General features: G+C 67.9%; 16 protein-coding genes. 10 read left to right on the top strand and 6 right to left on the bottom strand.

The window, feature by feature from the left end; all coding sequences use genetic code 11:
• Positions 1-4 precede the first annotated feature (4 nt).
• Entirely contained in the window at positions 5-1,663 is a 1,659-nt protein-coding gene (locus tag ACWDUD_RS14895) for an acyl-CoA synthetase (protein ID WP_450109792.1), read from the bottom strand.
• A gap of 77 nt (positions 1,664-1,740) precedes the next feature.
• On the opposite strand from ACWDUD_RS14895, the gene ACWDUD_RS14890 reads away from it, so the two are divergent.
• On the top strand, positions 1,741-2,577 hold the full coding sequence (locus ACWDUD_RS14890; protein ID WP_197251255.1) for a crotonase/enoyl-CoA hydratase family protein: 837 nt from the start codon (positions 1,741-1,743) through the stop codon (positions 2,575-2,577).
• A 106-nt stretch (positions 2,578-2,683) separates the two neighbouring features.
• On the opposite strand, the gene ACWDUD_RS14885 is transcribed toward ACWDUD_RS14890, so the two are convergent.
• Both ACWDUD_RS14885 and ACWDUD_RS14880 read right to left on the bottom strand, forming a co-directional pair.
• Complete coding sequence (locus tag ACWDUD_RS14885; RefSeq protein WP_450109791.1) at positions 2,684-3,679, bottom strand: hypothetical protein; 996 nt, start codon at positions 3,677-3,679, stop codon at positions 2,684-2,686.
• Between the two features lie 241 nt (positions 3,680-3,920).
• A complete protein-coding gene (locus ACWDUD_RS14880; RefSeq protein ID WP_248674991.1) occupies positions 3,921-4,958 on the bottom strand; it encodes an LLM class F420-dependent oxidoreductase in 1,038 nt (345 codons plus the stop codon).
• Between the two features lie 91 nt (positions 4,959-5,049).
• Here ACWDUD_RS14880 and ACWDUD_RS14875 point away from each other — a divergent pair, with 91 nt between their 5' ends.
• Genes ACWDUD_RS14875 through ACWDUD_RS14850 form a run of 6 tightly spaced genes read left to right on the top strand, consistent with a single transcriptional unit; the run spans position 5,050 to position 10,183 of the window.
• On the top strand, positions 5,050-6,021 hold the full coding sequence (locus ACWDUD_RS14875) for a Zn-ribbon domain-containing OB-fold protein (protein ID WP_450109790.1): 972 nt from the start codon (positions 5,050-5,052) through the stop codon (positions 6,019-6,021).
• 15 nt (positions 6,022-6,036) lie between these two features.
• Positions 6,037-7,098 carry a thiolase domain-containing protein gene (locus ACWDUD_RS14870; RefSeq protein ID WP_450109789.1) on the top strand — a complete coding sequence of 354 codons (1,062 nt, stop codon included), beginning with the start codon at positions 6,037-6,039 and terminating at the stop codon, positions 7,096-7,098.
• A 1-nt stretch (position 7,099) separates the two neighbouring features.
• The gene (locus ACWDUD_RS14865) at positions 7,100-8,275 is read left to right on the top strand and encodes a thiolase domain-containing protein (RefSeq protein ID WP_450109788.1); all 1,176 of its coding nucleotides are present in this window, start codon (positions 7,100-7,102) and stop codon (positions 8,273-8,275) included.
• A gap of 12 nt (positions 8,276-8,287) precedes the next feature.
• Positions 8,288-9,169 carry a TIGR03619 family F420-dependent LLM class oxidoreductase gene (locus tag ACWDUD_RS14860; protein WP_450109787.1) on the top strand — a complete coding sequence of 294 codons (882 nt, stop codon included), beginning with the start codon at positions 8,288-8,290 and terminating at the stop codon, positions 9,167-9,169.
• A complete protein-coding gene (locus ACWDUD_RS14855; RefSeq protein ID WP_450109786.1) occupies positions 9,166-9,579 on the top strand; it encodes a nuclear transport factor 2 family protein in 414 nt (137 codons plus the stop codon). Before ACWDUD_RS14860 ends, ACWDUD_RS14855 begins: the two co-directional genes overlap by 4 nt.
• A gap of 16 nt (positions 9,580-9,595) precedes the next feature.
• Positions 9,596-10,183 carry a nucleotidyltransferase family protein gene (locus tag ACWDUD_RS14850; RefSeq protein ID WP_450109785.1) on the top strand — a complete coding sequence of 196 codons (588 nt, stop codon included), beginning with the start codon at positions 9,596-9,598 and terminating at the stop codon, positions 10,181-10,183.
• Between the two features lie 55 nt (positions 10,184-10,238).
• Here the strand turns inward: ACWDUD_RS14850 and ACWDUD_RS14845 are convergent, their stop codons facing one another.
• Complete coding sequence (locus ACWDUD_RS14845) at positions 10,239-11,492, bottom strand: cytochrome P450 (RefSeq protein ID WP_450109784.1); 1,254 nt, start codon at positions 11,490-11,492, stop codon at positions 10,239-10,241.
• A gap of 185 nt (positions 11,493-11,677) precedes the next feature.
• On the opposite strand from ACWDUD_RS14845, the gene ACWDUD_RS14840 reads away from it, so the two are divergent.
• The 3 genes from ACWDUD_RS14840 to ACWDUD_RS14830 all read left to right on the top strand — a co-directional run bounded on the left by ACWDUD_RS14840 (position 11,678) and on the right by ACWDUD_RS14830 (position 14,057).
• Positions 11,678-12,841: a steroid 3-ketoacyl-CoA thiolase gene (locus ACWDUD_RS14840; protein ID WP_450109783.1), complete on the top strand. Its 1,164-nt coding sequence runs from the start codon at positions 11,678-11,680 to the stop codon at positions 12,839-12,841.
• A gap of 67 nt (positions 12,842-12,908) precedes the next feature.
• Entirely contained in the window at positions 12,909-13,319 is a 411-nt protein-coding gene (locus ACWDUD_RS14835; protein WP_450109829.1) for a nitroreductase family deazaflavin-dependent oxidoreductase, read from the top strand.
• A gap of 78 nt (positions 13,320-13,397) precedes the next feature.
• On the top strand, positions 13,398-14,057 hold the full coding sequence (locus ACWDUD_RS14830; RefSeq protein WP_197251760.1) for a GNAT family N-acetyltransferase: 660 nt from the start codon (positions 13,398-13,400) through the stop codon (positions 14,055-14,057).
• A 56-nt stretch (positions 14,058-14,113) separates the two neighbouring features.
• Here ACWDUD_RS14830 and ACWDUD_RS14825 read toward each other — a convergent pair whose 3' ends face one another.
• Both ACWDUD_RS14825 and ACWDUD_RS14820 read right to left on the bottom strand, forming a co-directional pair.
• On the bottom strand, positions 14,114-15,028 hold the full coding sequence (locus ACWDUD_RS14825) for an SDR family oxidoreductase (RefSeq protein WP_450109782.1): 915 nt from the start codon (positions 15,026-15,028) through the stop codon (positions 14,114-14,116).
• Entirely contained in the window at positions 15,025-15,801 is a 777-nt protein-coding gene (locus ACWDUD_RS14820) for an SDR family oxidoreductase (RefSeq protein ID WP_197251758.1), read from the bottom strand. The genes ACWDUD_RS14825 and ACWDUD_RS14820 overlap by 4 nt, the downstream gene beginning before the upstream one ends.
• Between the last annotated feature and the right edge of the window lie 28 nt (positions 15,802-15,829).

The following is a 15,829-nucleotide window of genomic DNA, read 5'->3' as shown; positions in this document are numbered from 1 at the left end:
CCTTCTATCCGGCCTTGGCGGCGGAGCCGTTGGTGTAATCGTCGTCCGCGGGACGGGATTCGGTCTGTTCGTGCGCCCAGCGGTAGTCGGGCTTGCCGGCCGGGGACCGCTTGATCTCGTCGACGAACCAGACGCTGCGCGGCACCTTGTACCCGGCGATCAGGGTGCGGCACGCGTCGGCGAGCGAGTTGGCGGACGGACGCTCGCCGTCGCGGGTCGCGACGACCGCGGCGACGCGCTGCCCCCACCGCTCGTCGGGAACGCCGACCACGAGGGCGTCGAACACGTCGGGGTGGGACTTGAGCGCGGCCTCGACCTCCTCGGGGTAGATCTTCTCGCCGCCGCTGTTGATGGAGACCGAGCCGCGGCCGAGCATCGTGACGCTGCCGTCCGCCTCGACCTGTGCGTAGTCGCCGGGGATCGAGTAACGGACGCCGTTGATCTCACGGAAGGTGGCCTTCGTCTTGGCCTCGTCCTTGTAGTAGCCGATCGGGATGTGACCGCTACGGGCGATCAGGCCGATCTTGCCCGAGCCCGGCTCGACCGGGTTGCCGTCCTCGTCGAGCACCGCGGTGGATGCGTCGATCTTCACCGTGGGTGCGCCGACGTGCGACTGCCCCTTCGTGACGAATCCGATTCCGCCGAAGCCGGTTTCAGACGAGCCGATGGAATCGGAGATCACCCGGTTCGGCAGCAGGTCGAGGAACTTGTCCTTGAGCGCCGGGGAGAACAGCGCCGCGCTCGATCCGATGAAGAACAGGGTGGAAACGTCGTAGGGCTGCCCGGTTTCCGGGTTTCCTTCGGCGAAGGCATCGAGCATCGGCTGCGCCATCGCGTCGCCCGTGATGAAGATGAGATTGACCTTGTGCTCGTCGATGGTCCGCCACACGCCGTGGCCGCTGAATTCGGCGAGCAGAACGACCTTGCCGCCGCCGAAGAGCGCCTGCAGTGTGGCCCACTGCGCGCCACCGTGGATCATCGGCGGGATCGGCAGACGAACGAGGGGGGCGGTCTCGGCGCCCTGCTTCGCGAGATCCCACTCGTCCTGGACGTATTCGCCGGTGGCGAAGTTGATGCCGCCGCCGAGCACGCGCCACACGTCCTCGTGCCGCCACATGACGCCCTTCGGGGCGCCGGTGGTGCCGCCGGTGTAGAGCATGTACAGGTCGTCGGGGCTGCGCTCACCGAAGTCGCGCTCGGCCGAACCCTGGGCGAGCGCGGTCTCGTATTCGACTGCGCCGGTGGCAGAGTGGTCGAGATCGGTGCCGTCCTCGACCACGATCAGGGTCTTCAGCTGCGGGACGGACGGCAGCACGTTGGCGACCTTGTCGGCGTAGCGGCGCTCGTACACCAGGGCCACCATGTCCGAGTTGTCGAAGATGTACTGCAACTCGTTCTCGACGTACCGGTAGTTGACGTTGACCATCACTGCGCGGATCTTGAACACCGCGACCATGGCCTCGATGGCCTCGATGGTGTTGCGCGAGTAGATGCCCACCTTGTCGCCCGGCTGGACGCCGTGTTCGAGCAGGTAGTGGCCGAGCCGGTTGGCTCGTTCCTCCAGTTGCGCGTAGCTGATCTCGCGACCGTCCGCCGAGAGCGCGATGCGGTCGGGGACGAGGTCGATTGCGTGCTCTACGAGGTCTGCGATGTTTAGGGCCACGCCATCAAAGTAGAACGTGTTACCGTTTCTGACAAGACCTGAATGAGATCCAGTTCACAACACCTCAGGAGTTGTCAGTGTCCACTACCGCGCCCTCCGGCACACCCGAAACTTCGGACATTTCGGATCGTGCGCCGCACTGCCTCGTCGAGCAGCGCGGCCATGTGCTCATCGTGACGATGAACCGACCCGAGGCCCGCAACGCCCTGTCGGGCGAAATGATGGCGATCATGACCGAGGCGTGGGACCGCGTCGACAACGATCCCGAGATCCGGGTCGCGATCCTCACCGGCGCGGGCGGCGCGTTCTGCGCGGGCGCCGATCTCAAGGACATGAACAAGTCGGCACCGGGCGACAAGTTCGCCGGCGGCGGCTGGGACCTGTCGAAGCTGCCCGCCCTGCTCAAGGGCCGTCGCCTCACCAAACCGCTCATCGCCGCCGTCGAGGGCCCCGCGATCGCCGGCGGCACCGAGATCCTGCAGGGCACCGACATCCGCGTCGCCGGCGAGAGCGCCAAATTCGGTGTGTCCGAGGCGAAGTGGGGACTGTTCCCGCTCGGTGGTTCCGCGGTCCGGCTGGTCCGGCAGATCCCCTACACGATCGCCGCGGACATCCTCCTCACCGGCCGCCACCTGAAGGCAGCCGAGGCGAAGGAGATCGGACTGATCGGTCACGTCGTCCCGGACGGTCAAGCGCTCGACAAGGCCCTCGAGATCGCCGACACCATCGCGGCCAACGGCCCCCTCGCCGTCCAGGCGATCCTCAAGACGATCCGCGACACCGAGGGCATGCACGAAGAGGAGGCGTTCCGAATCGACGCCGAACTCGGCGCCGCGGTGTTCAAGAGCGCGGACGCGAAGGAAGGCCCCCGCGCCTTCGCCGAGAAGCGGGCGCCGAAGTTCACCGGCGCCTGACGGTTCCCTCCCCTCCCCCGCCTCCCCCGCCTCCCCCTCCCCCGCTCACCCGTTTCCGAGCGAATGTATCCCTCGTCTCCTTCAATCGACTGGGTGTACCACTCGCTCACGTGCGTGGGAGGGCGTGGCGGGCCGTGATCCCCGATTCCTCGTCGGGAATCACGACTCGAACGTTCGGGCGTGGACGCGACCGCGCCAGCTCGAAGTGCCGGACCAGTTCGGCCAGAACCCGATCCGGGCTGTCCCGAAGTGCACTGGGGGCGGTCGCCAGAACGATGATGCCCAGACCCTGCATTCTCGTCCGCCGCTCCAGCGTCCTCTTGTAGTCGGCCGGCGAGAGATGCCATGCGAGCGAGTCGATCTCCCACGCCATCGCGACCTCGTCGATCCAGCCGTCGGGACGCGCGACGAACCTGCCGTGAGCATCGACGACGTCCCGGTTGAACACCATCTCCGGTAGCCCACTGCGCAGCCAGAGCTTCCGTGCGTGCACTTCCGGGACCGAATGTACGTTTGCCGCGACCTCCCGCAGCACCTTTCGAGGGAAGGCCGAACCTCGACCGCTGCCTGCCTCGAGTTCCTCCGACAACTGGGGCACCGTCACTGCTCCCCGCTGCACGACCTGAGCGATCAGCGCTCGAGTCGCGTCCAGCGTCGTGCAGCGGCGAGCCGCATCGAGGACGGCACGAACGAGCGGCGCACAGCGAAGTCCTCGGCGACCCACGTGATCCGGCATGCGGCGCGTACGTTCCACCAGCACGAAGCCCTTCGATTGGATGCGTTGTTCCGCCGGAAGCAGGATGTGCGCTTCGTATCCGGCGGTGTCGAATCCGTACTCGCGCAGAGCCGCATGCCCGGTCAGGACGGCCGTTTCCCCGCTGTACATCAGTGCCGCGACGGATCGTTGGTGATCCGTCAGCCGCCCGTTCTTCAAGTGGATGATCCCGGGAAGAACACGCTCCCACGGACCGCCCGGCCTACACCTGTCGTGGATTGCCGAACCCGAAACCCCGACACTCCGTAACGTCGAATCCGCGATGATTTCGTGGTTCGCGATCCTGAGCAACGTCTCGGGGTCCTCTGCCCATTCTCCTCGTCTCATGCGCCGATCATGCGATGCCGCCGGGCGGCCGCGAGACGTCGAGACGCCGATGCCGCGGTATCTGTGGATAGACCGCGCGCCTGTGGACAACGACCCCGATTCGGGGTGGCCCCCGCCCCCTTCGGCAGAGCGAATGGTACACCCAGTCGATTGAAGGAGACGAGGGATACACTCGCTCGGACCGCCGGAGGCGGAACGGTACGTTCGCTCGGACAAGCGGGCGGACAGGAGCGCCCCGACGTCAGCCCAGCACGACGTCCGCCAGCGACCTCACGTGGTCGGCGTTTCGGCAGGCGACGAGCAGCATCGTCACCCCCGCGTCCTCCCACCGACGCACTCCGTCGCGAACCTCGTCCCGGTCGCCCACGATCATCGTCTCGGCCACCATTTCGTCCGGAATGACCGCGGCCGCTTCGTCTTTGCGACCGGACCGGAACAACGTGGTCACCTCCTCGACGACCGCGTCGTAGCCCATGCGCCGGTAGACCTGGGCGTGGAAGTTCAGTTCGGGGGCGCCCATTCCGCCGATGTACAGGGCCATGATCGGTTTCTGCGCGGCGAGGGTCGCGGCCTTGTCGTCGGTGACGACGACCTGGCAGGTCGCGGCGATCTCGAAGTCCTCGCGGGTGCGCCGGGCGCCGGGACGGGCGAAGCCCTCGTCGAGCCACTTGTTGTACATGGGCGCGAGGCGCGGCGAGTAGTAGATGGCGAGCCAGCCGTCGGCGATCTCCGCGGTGAGCGCCACGTTCTTCGGTCCTTCGGCGCCGAGCCAGATCGGGATGTCGGCGCGGAGCGGATGGGTGATGGACTTGAGCGGCTTGCCGAGTCCGCTCGCGCCGTCACCGGTGTAGGGCATCGGGTAGTGCGGCCCGTCGCTGGTGACCGGTTCCTTGCGTTCCAGGACCTTCCGGACGATCTCGACGTATTCGCGGGTGCGGGCGAGCGGCTTGGCGAACGGTTGCCCGTACCAGCCCTCGACGACCTGCGGGCCGGACACGCCGAGTCCGAGGATGTGCCGGCCGCCGCTGAGGTGGTCGAGGGTCAGTGACGCCATCGCGGTGGCGGTCGGCGTGCGGGCCGACAACTGGACGACGGAGGTGCCCAGGCGGAGGCGTTCGGTCTCGGCGCCCCACCAGGCCAGGGGGGTGTACGCGTCCGAACCCCAGGACTCCGCGGTGAAGACGGCGTCGTAGCCCGCGGCTTCGGCGGCGGCAACGAGTTCCGGTGCGTTCGCCGGAGGCTGCGCGCCCCAGTATCCGAGCTGCAATCCCAGTTTCATGTGGCACCTTTCGCGATGGTCGCCGGTGCGGAACCGGCCTGGTCGGACGCTACCCTTGCCTCAAATCCTAGAACCTGTTCTACTCGAAGTTGTGAGCCTGGGAAAGAGCGCGGTTGTCGAGCCACCGCTGAGCGCACCACTGAATCTGAAGTTCGACTACACCCGATCCACCGGACCGACCGTGGGAGCCTTCGTCACCGGTCTGCGCGACGGACGGATCGTGGGGGCACGCGCATCCGACGGCCGGGTGCTCGTTCCGCCGCCGGAGTACGACCCGGTCACCCACGAACCGCTGCTGGATTTCGTCGAGGTCGGGCAGGCCGGAACGGTCGTCAGCTGGACGTGGAACGAGCTGCCGCTTCCGGGCCAGCCGTTCGACCGCCCGTTCGCGTGGGCGTTCATCCGGCTCGACGGCGCCGATTCCTCGATCCTGCACGCGGTGGACGTCGAATCCCCCGAGGACATCGAGACCGGCATGCGGGTGCGGGTCCGCTGGGCCGACGAGCGCGTCGGGCACATCGACGACATCGCGGCGTTCGAACCCGGTGAGGCCACCGAGACGCCGGCCGCCGGTGAGGGCGATCCGGTCTCGATGATCGTCACCCCGATCGACCTGCACTACAAGCACACCGCCTCCGCCGAGGAGTCCTACTACCTGCGCGGTCTCGCCGAAGGCAAGTTCATCGGCGGGCGCACCGGCCCGGGCGACCCCGTCTACATTCCGCCCCGCGGCTCGAGCCCGACCGACGGCATCCCGACCAAGGAGCAGGTGGAGCTGTCCGACAAGGGCACGGTCACCACGTTCTGCATCGTCAACGTCCCGTTCCTGGGGCAGCAGATCAAGCCGCCCTACGTCGCGGCCTACGTGCTGCTCGACGGCGCGGACATCCCGTTCCTGCATCTGATCCTCGAGTGCGACGCCGCCGATGTACGCATGGGCATGCGCGTCCAGGCCAAGTGGCGACCGCGCGAGGAGTGGGGGCACACCCTGCGCAACGTCGAATACTTCCGTCCCACGGGCGAACCCGATGCGGACTACGACACGTTCAAACACCACCTCTAGGGAGCATCGGGATCAATGACAGACATCGCAGTCGTCGGCTTCACCCACGCACCCCACGTGCGTGAGACCACCGGCACCACCAACGGCGTCGAAATGCTCGTCCCGTGCTTCCACGAACTGTACGAGCGCCTCGGAATCACCAAGAGCGACATCGGTTTCTGGTGCTCCGGCTCGTCGGATTACCTTGCCGGACGAGCGTTCTCCTTCATCTCCGCGGTCGACGCGATCGGTGCCGTGCCGCCGATCAACGAATCGCACGTCGAGATGGACGCGGCCTGGGCCCTGTACGAGGCGTGGGTCAAGCTGATCACCGGCGAGGTCGACACGGCGCTCGTGTACGGCTTCGGCAAGTCCTCCGCGGGCAACCTGCGCCGCACCCTGACCATGCAGCTCGATCCGTATCTGGTCGCGCCGCTCGGCGTCGACTCGCTCGCCCTCGCCGGTCTGCAGGCGCGCTTCGGCCTCGAGTCCGGCAAGTGGACCGAACGCGAGATGGCGGAGATCGCGGTGCGCAGCCGTGCCGCCGCCAAGGACAACCCGAAGTCGCAGATCAGCGGCGATTTCGACGTCGACGACCTGCTCGCGCAGCCGTTCGTCGCCGACCCGCTGCGCAAGCACGACTGCGCGCCCGTCACCGACGGTGCCGCCGCGATCGTCCTCGCGTCCGGCGACCGCGCCCGCGAACTCTGCGAGAACCCGGCCTGGATCACCGGTATCGAACACCGCATCGACTCACCGAATCTCGGCGCGCGCGACCTCACCGTCGCACCGTCCGCGCAGGCCGCGGCGCAGGCGGCGACCGGCGGTGACACCGCCTTCGACATCGCGGAACTGCACGCGCCCTTCACCCATCAGGAACTGATCCTGCGCGAAGCCATCGGCCTGGGCGATTCCACCGTGATCAACCCGTCGGGTGGCCCGCTGACCGGCAACCCGATGTTCTCCGGCGGACTCGAACGCATCGGGTACGCCGCGCAGGCGATCATCGACGGCCGCGCCGGCCGCGCACTCGCACACGCGACGAGTGGGCCTGTACTGCAACAGAATCTGGTAGCCGTTCTGGAGGGACGCAACTGACATGGCCAAACAACCGGCAGCAGTCCTCGGTACGGGACAGACCCACTACGTCGCCAAACGGCACGACGTCTCCATGGCCGGCCTGGTCCGTGAGGCCATCGACCGCGCGATGCTCGACGCGCAGGTCGGCTGGGACGACATCGACGCCGTCGTCATCGGCAAGGCACCGGACCTGTTCGAGGGTTCGATGATGCCCGAACTCGCGATGGTCGACGCGATCGGCGCGACCGGCAAGCCCATGCTGCGCGTGCACACCGCCGGTTCCGTGGGTGGTTCCACCGCGAACGTCGCCGCGAGCCTCGTGCAGTCCGGCGTGCACCGCCGCGTACTGGCCGTCGCCTGGGAGAAGCAGTCCGAGTCGAACGCGATGTGGGCGCTGTCGACGCCCGTGCCGTTCACGATGCCCGTCGGCGCGGGGGCCGGCGGCTACTTCGCGCCGCACGTGCGTTCGTACATTCGCCGTTCCGGCGCCCCCGAGCACATCGGCGCGATGGTCGCGGTCAAGGACCGCCTCAACGGCGCCAAGAACCCCTACGCGCACCTCAAGCAGCCCGACATCACCCTCGAATCGGTGCAGGCGTCCCAGATGCTGTGGGACCCGATCCGCTACGACGAGACGTGCCCGTCCTCCGACGGCGCGTGCGCCATCGTGATCGGAGACGCCGACACGGCCGCGGCCCGCGAATCCGCCGGGCACAAGGTCGCGTGGATCCATGCGACGGCGATGCGCACCGAACCCACCACCTACTCCGGCCGCGACCAGGTGAATCCGGAGGCGGGCCGCGTCGCTGCGGCCGCGCTGTGGAAGGACGCGGGCATCACCGACCCGATCACCGAGATCGACTGCGGCGAAATCTATGTGCCGTTCTCGTGGTTCGAGCCGATGTGGCTCGAGAACCTCGGGTTCGCCGAGGAGGGCTCCGGCTGGAAGCTCACCGAGGCCGGCGAGACCGCGATCGGCGGTCGCATCCCGCTGAACATGTCGGGCGGCGTGCTCTCGTCGAATCCGATCGGCGCGTCCGGCATGATCCGGTTCGCGGAGGCCGCGATCCAGGTGATGGGCAAGGCCGGCGAGCATCAGGTCGACGGTGCGCGCAAGGCCCTCGGCCACGCGTACGGTGGTGGCTCCCAGTACTTCTCGATGTGGGTCGTCTCCTCCGAACGTCCGACGCACTAGAAGGGACGGGTCATGGTCAAGTTCACCGTCGGTGTCGCGATGACGCCGCTGGACCAGCTCCTGGGACTCGCGAGAACCGCCGAGGAGTGCGGATTCTCGTCGATCGCGCTGCCGGATTCGCTGTTCTTCATGGAGAAGCAGACGGTCGACTATCCGTACACGCCGGACGGTTCGCGGATGTGGACCCCGGACACCCCGTGGGTCGATCCGTTGATCGCCGCCGCCGCGATGGGGGCGGTGACCTCGACGATCGAGTTCTACACCCAGGTGCTCAAGCTGGGTTCCCGGAACCCGGTGCTCCTGGCCCGGCAGGTCGGGTCGGTTGCGAACCTCACCGGCAACCGCTTCGGATTCGGCGTCGGAATCGGTTGGGCACCGGAGGAATTCGAGTGGTGCGGCGCGCCCTACGCGAAGCGGGGCAAGCGCGTCGACGAGATGATCGAGGTCATCAAACTGATCCTCGGCGGCGGCATGGTCGAGCACCACGGTGAGTTCTTCGACTTCGACCGGTTGCAGATGAGCCCGGCACCGAGCAAGCCCGTGCCGTTCTACATCGGCGGGCACACCGACGCGGCATTGCGTCGCGCGGCACGGGTCGGCGACGGGTGGACCTCGGCGATGATCAAGTTCGACGAGCTGACCGCCGTGATCGACCGCCTGCGGGTGCTGCGCGCCGAGTACGGCCGCAGCGACCTACCGTTCGAGATCCAGGCGGTGTCCGTCGACCGGTTCGGTTCCTCCGGCTACGCCGAACTCGCCGACGCCGGGGTCACCGACATCATCGTGGTGCCGTGGATCTTCGACGGCCACGGTTTCGACTCACCGCTCGAGGCGAAGAAGGAGTCGCTGCATCGCTTCGCCGACAAATACATTCACGGAAGGGACGCCGTATGAGCGAGGAACATCCCGCCCGGGTCGCGGCGCGCGCGTCGCAAGCCGCGGCCAGCGCCCGCCGCAAGGACGATTGGCTGGCGCTGTTCGCCGAGGACGGCTGCGTCGAGGACCCGGTCGGCCCGTCCGGTTTCGATCCGGAGGGCAAGGGTCACCGCGGCCGGGACGCGATCTCCGCGTTCTACGACATGACGATCGCGAACACCGAGAAACTCGAGTTCCTCATCGACGATGTGCTGGTGTGCGGCGACGAGTGCGTCAACATCGGCACGATCCGCACCACGCTGGCCGGCACCGTCATCGACGCCGAGGGCGTGTTCGTGTACCGGACCGACGGCGACGGCAAGATCGCGTCGCTGCGCGCGTTCTGGGAGGTCGAGCGGGCCATGAAGACGGCCCGTCCCGTCGAGTAGCCGGTATCCTCGGCCCATGACCGTGGCCGGGATCGTTCTCGCCGCAGGGGACGGCTCGCGGTTGGGTGGTCGCGCGAAAGCGCTTCTGCCCCACCGGGGCCGTCCCCTGTTGCATACCGTCGTCGATGCGCTGCGACAGGGCGGTTGCGACGAGGTCGTCGTGGTCGTCGGTGCCTACGGAGAGGACGTCGCCGCCCAGTGCGACCCGAACGTGATCGTGGTGCGCAATCCGCTTTGGGCGGAAGGGATGTCGACGTCGTTGCGGGCGGGCGTCGATGCGTCGTCCGGGCACTCGACGGTGGCGTTGACCGTGGTGGACTTCCCCGGAATCACCGCAGAACTCGTGCGCACCGTGCTGTCGGCCCACGAGCCCGGGACGGTGACGCTGCCGGTGTTCGGCGACCGCCCGGGCCATCCCGTCGTGTTCGACCGCGTCGACGCGGTCGCCGCCGCCGCGCAGGCCACCGGCGACGAGGGCGCCCGGTCGTTCCTGGCACGCAATCGCGACCGCGTGCGACGTCTCGACTGCTCGTCCCTCGCCGACGCGGCGGATATCGACACTCCAGAGGACCTGCATCTCCTCGACGACCCCCGGAACGGATGATGGGTGCCTCTCCGCTCGACGACGGAGAGGCACCCATCACCGGGAGCCGCGGGGGTCAGTGCTTGACGGGGCAGCCACCCTGGGTCTTGTAATCGACCTGGAATTCCTTGATGCCGTTGAGCCACGCCGAACGCAGACGCTTCGGGTCGGCGACCTTGGTGATGTCCGGGACGAGGTCGGCGATCGCGTTGAAGATGATCTCGATCTCCATGCGGGCCAGGTTCGCGCCGAGGCAGAAGTGCGCGCCGGTGCCACCGAAAGCCAAGTGCGGGTTGGGATCACGCAGGATGTTGAACTCCCGCGGGTTCTCGAACACCTCTTCGTCGTTGTTCGCCGACGCGTACAGCATCACGACACGGTCACCCTTGCGGATCTTCTGGCCGCCGAGTTCGGTGTCCTCGAGGGCGGTGCGCTGGAACGAGGTGACCGGCGTGGCCCAGCGAATGATCTCGTCGACCGCGGTCTTCGGGCGATCGCGCTTGAAGATCTCCCACTGCTCGGGATGCTCGAGGAACGCGAGCATGCCGTGCGTGGTGGCGTTGCGGGTGGTCTCGTTTCCGGCGACCGCGAGGACGATGAAGAAGAATCCGAACTCCTCGGGCGAGAGTTCGTCGCCGTCGATGTCGGCCTCGATGAGCTTGGTGACGATGTCGTCGGCCGGGCATTCCTTACGGGCAGCAGCCATCTGGTAGGCGTAGCCGAGAACTTCCATCGACGCCATGGCCGGGTCGGCGGTGTTCTCCGGATCGTCGTAGCCGGTCATCTGGTTCGACCACTCGAAGATCTTGGTGCGGTCCTCCTGCGGCACACCGATCAGGTCGGCGATGGCCTGCAGCGGAAGCTCCGCCGCGATCTGGGTGACGAAGTCGCCGTTGCCTTCCTTGGCAGCGGCTTCGACGATCGTGCGGGCGCGGCGCTCGAGGTCCTCACGCAGCGCGTTGATGGCGCGGGGGGTGAAGCCGCGGGCGACGAGCTTGCGGAGCTTGGTGTGTTCCGGGGCGTCCTTGTTGAGCAGGACGTGGCGCTGCAGTTCGATGTTGGCGCGCTCCATGTCGTCGCTGAAGCGCGGGATCGCGGTGTTCTCCCAGTTCGAGAACACGTCGCTGCGCCGGGAGACCTCGCGGACCTCCTCGTGCCGGGAAACGACCCAGAAGCCCTCGTCGTGGAAACCACCCTTGTCGGGGGACTTCTTGTTCCACCAGACCGGCGCCGTGCGACGCAGCTCGGCGAACTCTTCGAACGGCATGCGCCCTTCGTAGAGGTCGGGGTCGGTGAAGTCGATGTCTTCGGGAATGTTGGGCTGCGCCACCACTGAACTCTCTCCTACCCTGGCCGGTACATCACACACCCGTGATGTGGAACACGTTCTAGATCCATTCAAACACAGGCGAGCCGCGAGACCAAGGAATCCGTGGCTCCCGGTCACTCGGACACGCCTTGTCCTCCTAGGGAACCTGTTCTATTTTGCGAAGACAGGACAGAAAGGAGCCCGCCGTGGGCACACCAGTCATCGTCGAGGCGGCACGCACCCCGATCGGCAAGCGCGGCGGATGGCTCGCCGGTCTGCACGCCGCCGAGATCCTCGGGGCCGCGCAGAGCGGACTCGTCGAACGCGCCGGCATCGACCCGATGCTCGTCGAGCAGGTCATCGGCGGCTGCGTCACCCAGGCCGGGGCCCAGTCCAACAACATCACCCGCACCGCGTGGCTGCACGCCGGACTCCCCTGGCAGACCGGCGCCACCACCGTCGACTGCCAGTGCGGTTCCGCGCAGCAGGCCAACCACATGATCGCCGGCCTCATCGCGACCGGCGCCATCGACGTCGGCATCGCCTGCGGTATCGAGGCCATGTCGCAGGTCCCGTTGGGCGCCAACGTCGGTGAGCATGCAGGCCCCCGGCGTCCCGCGTCCTGGAACATCGACATGCCGGACCAGTTCGGCGCCGCCGAGCGGATCGCGCGTCGCCGCGGCATCACCCGCGAGGACGTCGACGCGCTCGGTGTCCGCTCGCAGGCACTGGCCAAGCAGGCGTGGGAGGAGGGCCGCTTCGACCGCGAGGTGCTGCAGGTCGTCGCGCCCGTCGTCGACAAGGAAGGCAACCTCACCGGCGAGAAGCAGACCGTCACCCGCGACCAGGGGCTGCGCGAGACGACCGCCGAGTCGCTCGCGAAGCTGAAGCCGGTCGTCGAGGGTGGCGTGCACACCGCCGGCACGTCGTCGCAGATCTCCGACGGTGCCGCCGCGGTGCTGCTCATGGACGAGGCGAAGGCGAAGGCACTCGGCCTGAAGCCGCGTGCCCGCATCGTCGCGCAGGCCCTCGTCGGCGCCGAACCCGAGTTCCACCTGGACGGTCCCGTGCAGGCCACCGCGAAGGTCCTGGAGAAGTCCGGGATGAGCATCGGCGACCTGGACCTGTTCGAGGTCAACGAGGCGTTCGCGTCGGTACTGCTGTCGTGGGCGCAGGTCCACGGGCCGGACATGGACAAGGTGAACGTCAACGGCGGTGCGATCGCGCTCGGCCACCCGGTCGGCTCGACCGGTTCGCGGCTGATCACGACCGCGCTGCACGAGCTCGAGCGACGCGACGCGTCGACGGCGCTCGTCACGATGTGCGCCGGCGGCGCCCTCGCGACCGGCACCATCATCGAGCGGATCTGAGGTGAGCACGACACCCGCCGCACCGCCCGGCCTGGACTCCAAGTGGACCGTCTCGATCATCAAGTGGATGTCACGGGCGAACGTGAAGGCCTATCGCGCCACCGGAGGCAGGATCGGCGGAAAGTGGCGGGTGGGCAGTGCCTTTCCGTGGGGCCTGCCGGTGTGCCTGCTGACCACGACGGGCCGCAAGACCGGGCAGCCGCGCACGTTGCCGCTGCTGTTCCTCGAGGACGGCGACCGCGTCGTGCTCGTCGCCTCGCAGGGCGGGCAGCCCAAACATCCCCTGTGGTACCGCAACATCCAGGCGAACCCGGAGGTGACGATCCAGATCCGGTCGCGGGTGCGGACGATGCGCGCCCGCGTCGCGACACCGGAGGAGCGTGCCGCGTACTGGCCGAGACTCGTTGCGATGTACCCGGATTTCGACAAGTACCAGTCGTGGACGGAGCGCACGATCCCGGTCGTCGTGTGTGATTGAACCTTCGCCTCTTCCCCTTGGGCCCGAACCGGCAATACTGGAGGAAGTTCTGCCCGCTCTCGAGAAGGGATGTCACCCGTGACAACCACCAATCATGATCAGGTACTCGATCGTCGCGAGATCGCCGCGGCCCTGCTGCGCGCGCTCGAACGGCGCCACGAGGTCCTCGATGCCATCGTCGAGAGCGATGATCGGTCCGACGCGATCGCCACGATCGCGCAGCTGCTCGACACGAACGAGCAGTGTGCGGAGGCCGTGCTCAATCTGCCGTTCCGGCGGCTGACGAAGGCCGAGCGCAAGAAGATCCGCGCAGAGCTCGAGGATCTGGACGCGGTGCTCACCTGGACCCCGGCCGAGCGGCCCTATGCGACGGGCGCGCATTTCCGGATGCGGCCGATCGGCGACAGCACCGCGGACACGGAGCTGTTCAAGGAGCGTTGCGCCGAGCAGCTCGGCGACTCCAGCGACGAAAGGATCGCGAGCGAACGCGCCGCGGCGGCCGAACGCATCGACGACGAGACGGCGATGTGGCTCGTGGCGGAGGATCTGACCGGGGACGAGCCCAAGCCGGTCGGATTCGCGTTCGGTGAGCTGACCGGGCACGAGGTGGAGGTCCGCATCTGGGTCCGCCCCGAGCTCCGCAAGCAGGGCTACGGCACCGCGACCCTCAAGCAGGCCCGCACCGAGCTGGCCGCGTATTTCCCGGGTTCGACGCTGATCATCCGTACCCCCGCATAGCCCGTGCTCGTGCGCGGTTTCGGTAGCCACCGCCACCGAAACCGCGCACGAGTCGTTCAGGCGCCGTAGACCGGGGTCGGCGGTTGAGACCCGGCGACGAGCTTCTCGACGACCGGACCGAGTTCCTTCGGATCCCAGCGATCGCCCTTGTCGACGACCTCGCCGTGACGCCAGCCGTCGGCCACGGACACCTTGCCGCCCTCGACCTCGAAGACGCGGCCGGTGACGTCCTTGGATTCGGCGCTGCCGAGCCACACGACCAGCGGGGAGACGTTCTCCGGCGCCATCGCGTCGAAGCCTTCCTCGGGCGCGGCCATCATCTCGGCCATCGCCCCGCCGGCACCGACGGTCATGCGGGTCCGCGCGGACGGCGCGATCGCGTTGACGGTGACACCGTAGCGGCCGAACTCGGCGGCGGCCTGGATCGTCAGGGCGGCGATGCCGGCCTTTGCGGCGGCGTAGTTGCCCTGGCCGATGCTGCCCATCAGCCCCGCACCGGAGCTGGTGTTGATGATGCGGGCGTCGACGGGATTGCCGGCCTTGGACTCGCTGCGCCAGTAGGTCATCGCGTGCCGCATGGGCGCGAAATGACCCTTGAGGTGCACGCGGATGACCGCGTCCCACTCCTCTTCGCTCATGTTCGCGAGCATGCGGTCGCGGAGGAATCCGGCGTTGTTGACGAGGACGTCGAGGCGGCCGAAGTTGTCGAGCGCGGTCTTGATCAGGTTCGCGGCGCCGTCCCAGTCGGCGACGTCGTCGCCGTTGACCACGGCTTCGCCACCGGCCGCGCGGATCTCCGCGACGACCTGTTCCCCGGGGGTCTCCCCGGTCACCGACCCGTCGCTGCCGACACCGATGTCGTTGACCACGACCTTGGCGCCTTCCGCGGCGAATGCCAGCGCGTGCGCCCTGCCGAGCCCCCGCCCGGCGCCTGTCACGATGACGACGCGACCGTCCAGCAGTCCACTCACTTTGCCTCCTTCGTTCGGGCCGCTGCCAGATAGGCAGGGCGTTCGCCGCCGCCGTGGACGGTCAGGGTGGATCCGCTGACGTACGCCGCCAGCGGGGATGCGAGAAATGCGGCGCAGTTGCCGATGTCGTCCGGGGTGGCCAGCCGGCCCGCCGGGACGGTCGCGCCGACGGCGGCGATACCTTCCTCGTCGCCGTAGAACAGGTGCGACTGTTCGGTGTCGACCATGCCGACCACGACCGAGTTGACCCGCACCTTCGGTGCCCATTCGACGCCCAGTGTCGTCGAGAGGCTGTCGAGGCCCGCCTTCGCGGCACCGTAGGCCGCGGTGCCGGGTGTCGGGCGGTGCGCGCTCACGCTCGAGATGTTCACGATCGAGCCGCCGCTGTCCTGCTGCTGCATCACCGCGTTCGCGGCCTGCGCGACGATCAGCGGCGCGAGCAGGTTGAGTTCGACGATCTTGGCGTGGAACTTGGGGCTGGCGTCGGCGGCGAGCGCGAAGGGCGAGCCACCGGCGTTGTTGACCAGCACGTCGAGCCTGCCGTGGCGGGCCACGATGGTGTCGACGAGTTCACGCACCCGATCCGGGTCACGCACGTCGCATTCGAGGAATTCTGCGGTGCGGCCGTCGATTTCGATGTCCCGCTCGGGCCGGTTCCGCGCGCACGTCACGACCGTCGCGCCGGCCCGCAGGAACGTCCGGGTGATACCGGCGCCGACCCCGCGTACACCTCCGGTGATCAGCACAACTGCGCCGTCGAGTCCCAGATCCATCCGTGCCTCCACTCCGATTGGTGCCCCA

The organism is Rhodococcus sp. NPDC003382, assembly GCF_053589135.1.
The sequence above is the reverse complement of the archived record's forward strand: the minus strand, read 5'-3'. Positions and strand labels throughout refer to the sequence as shown.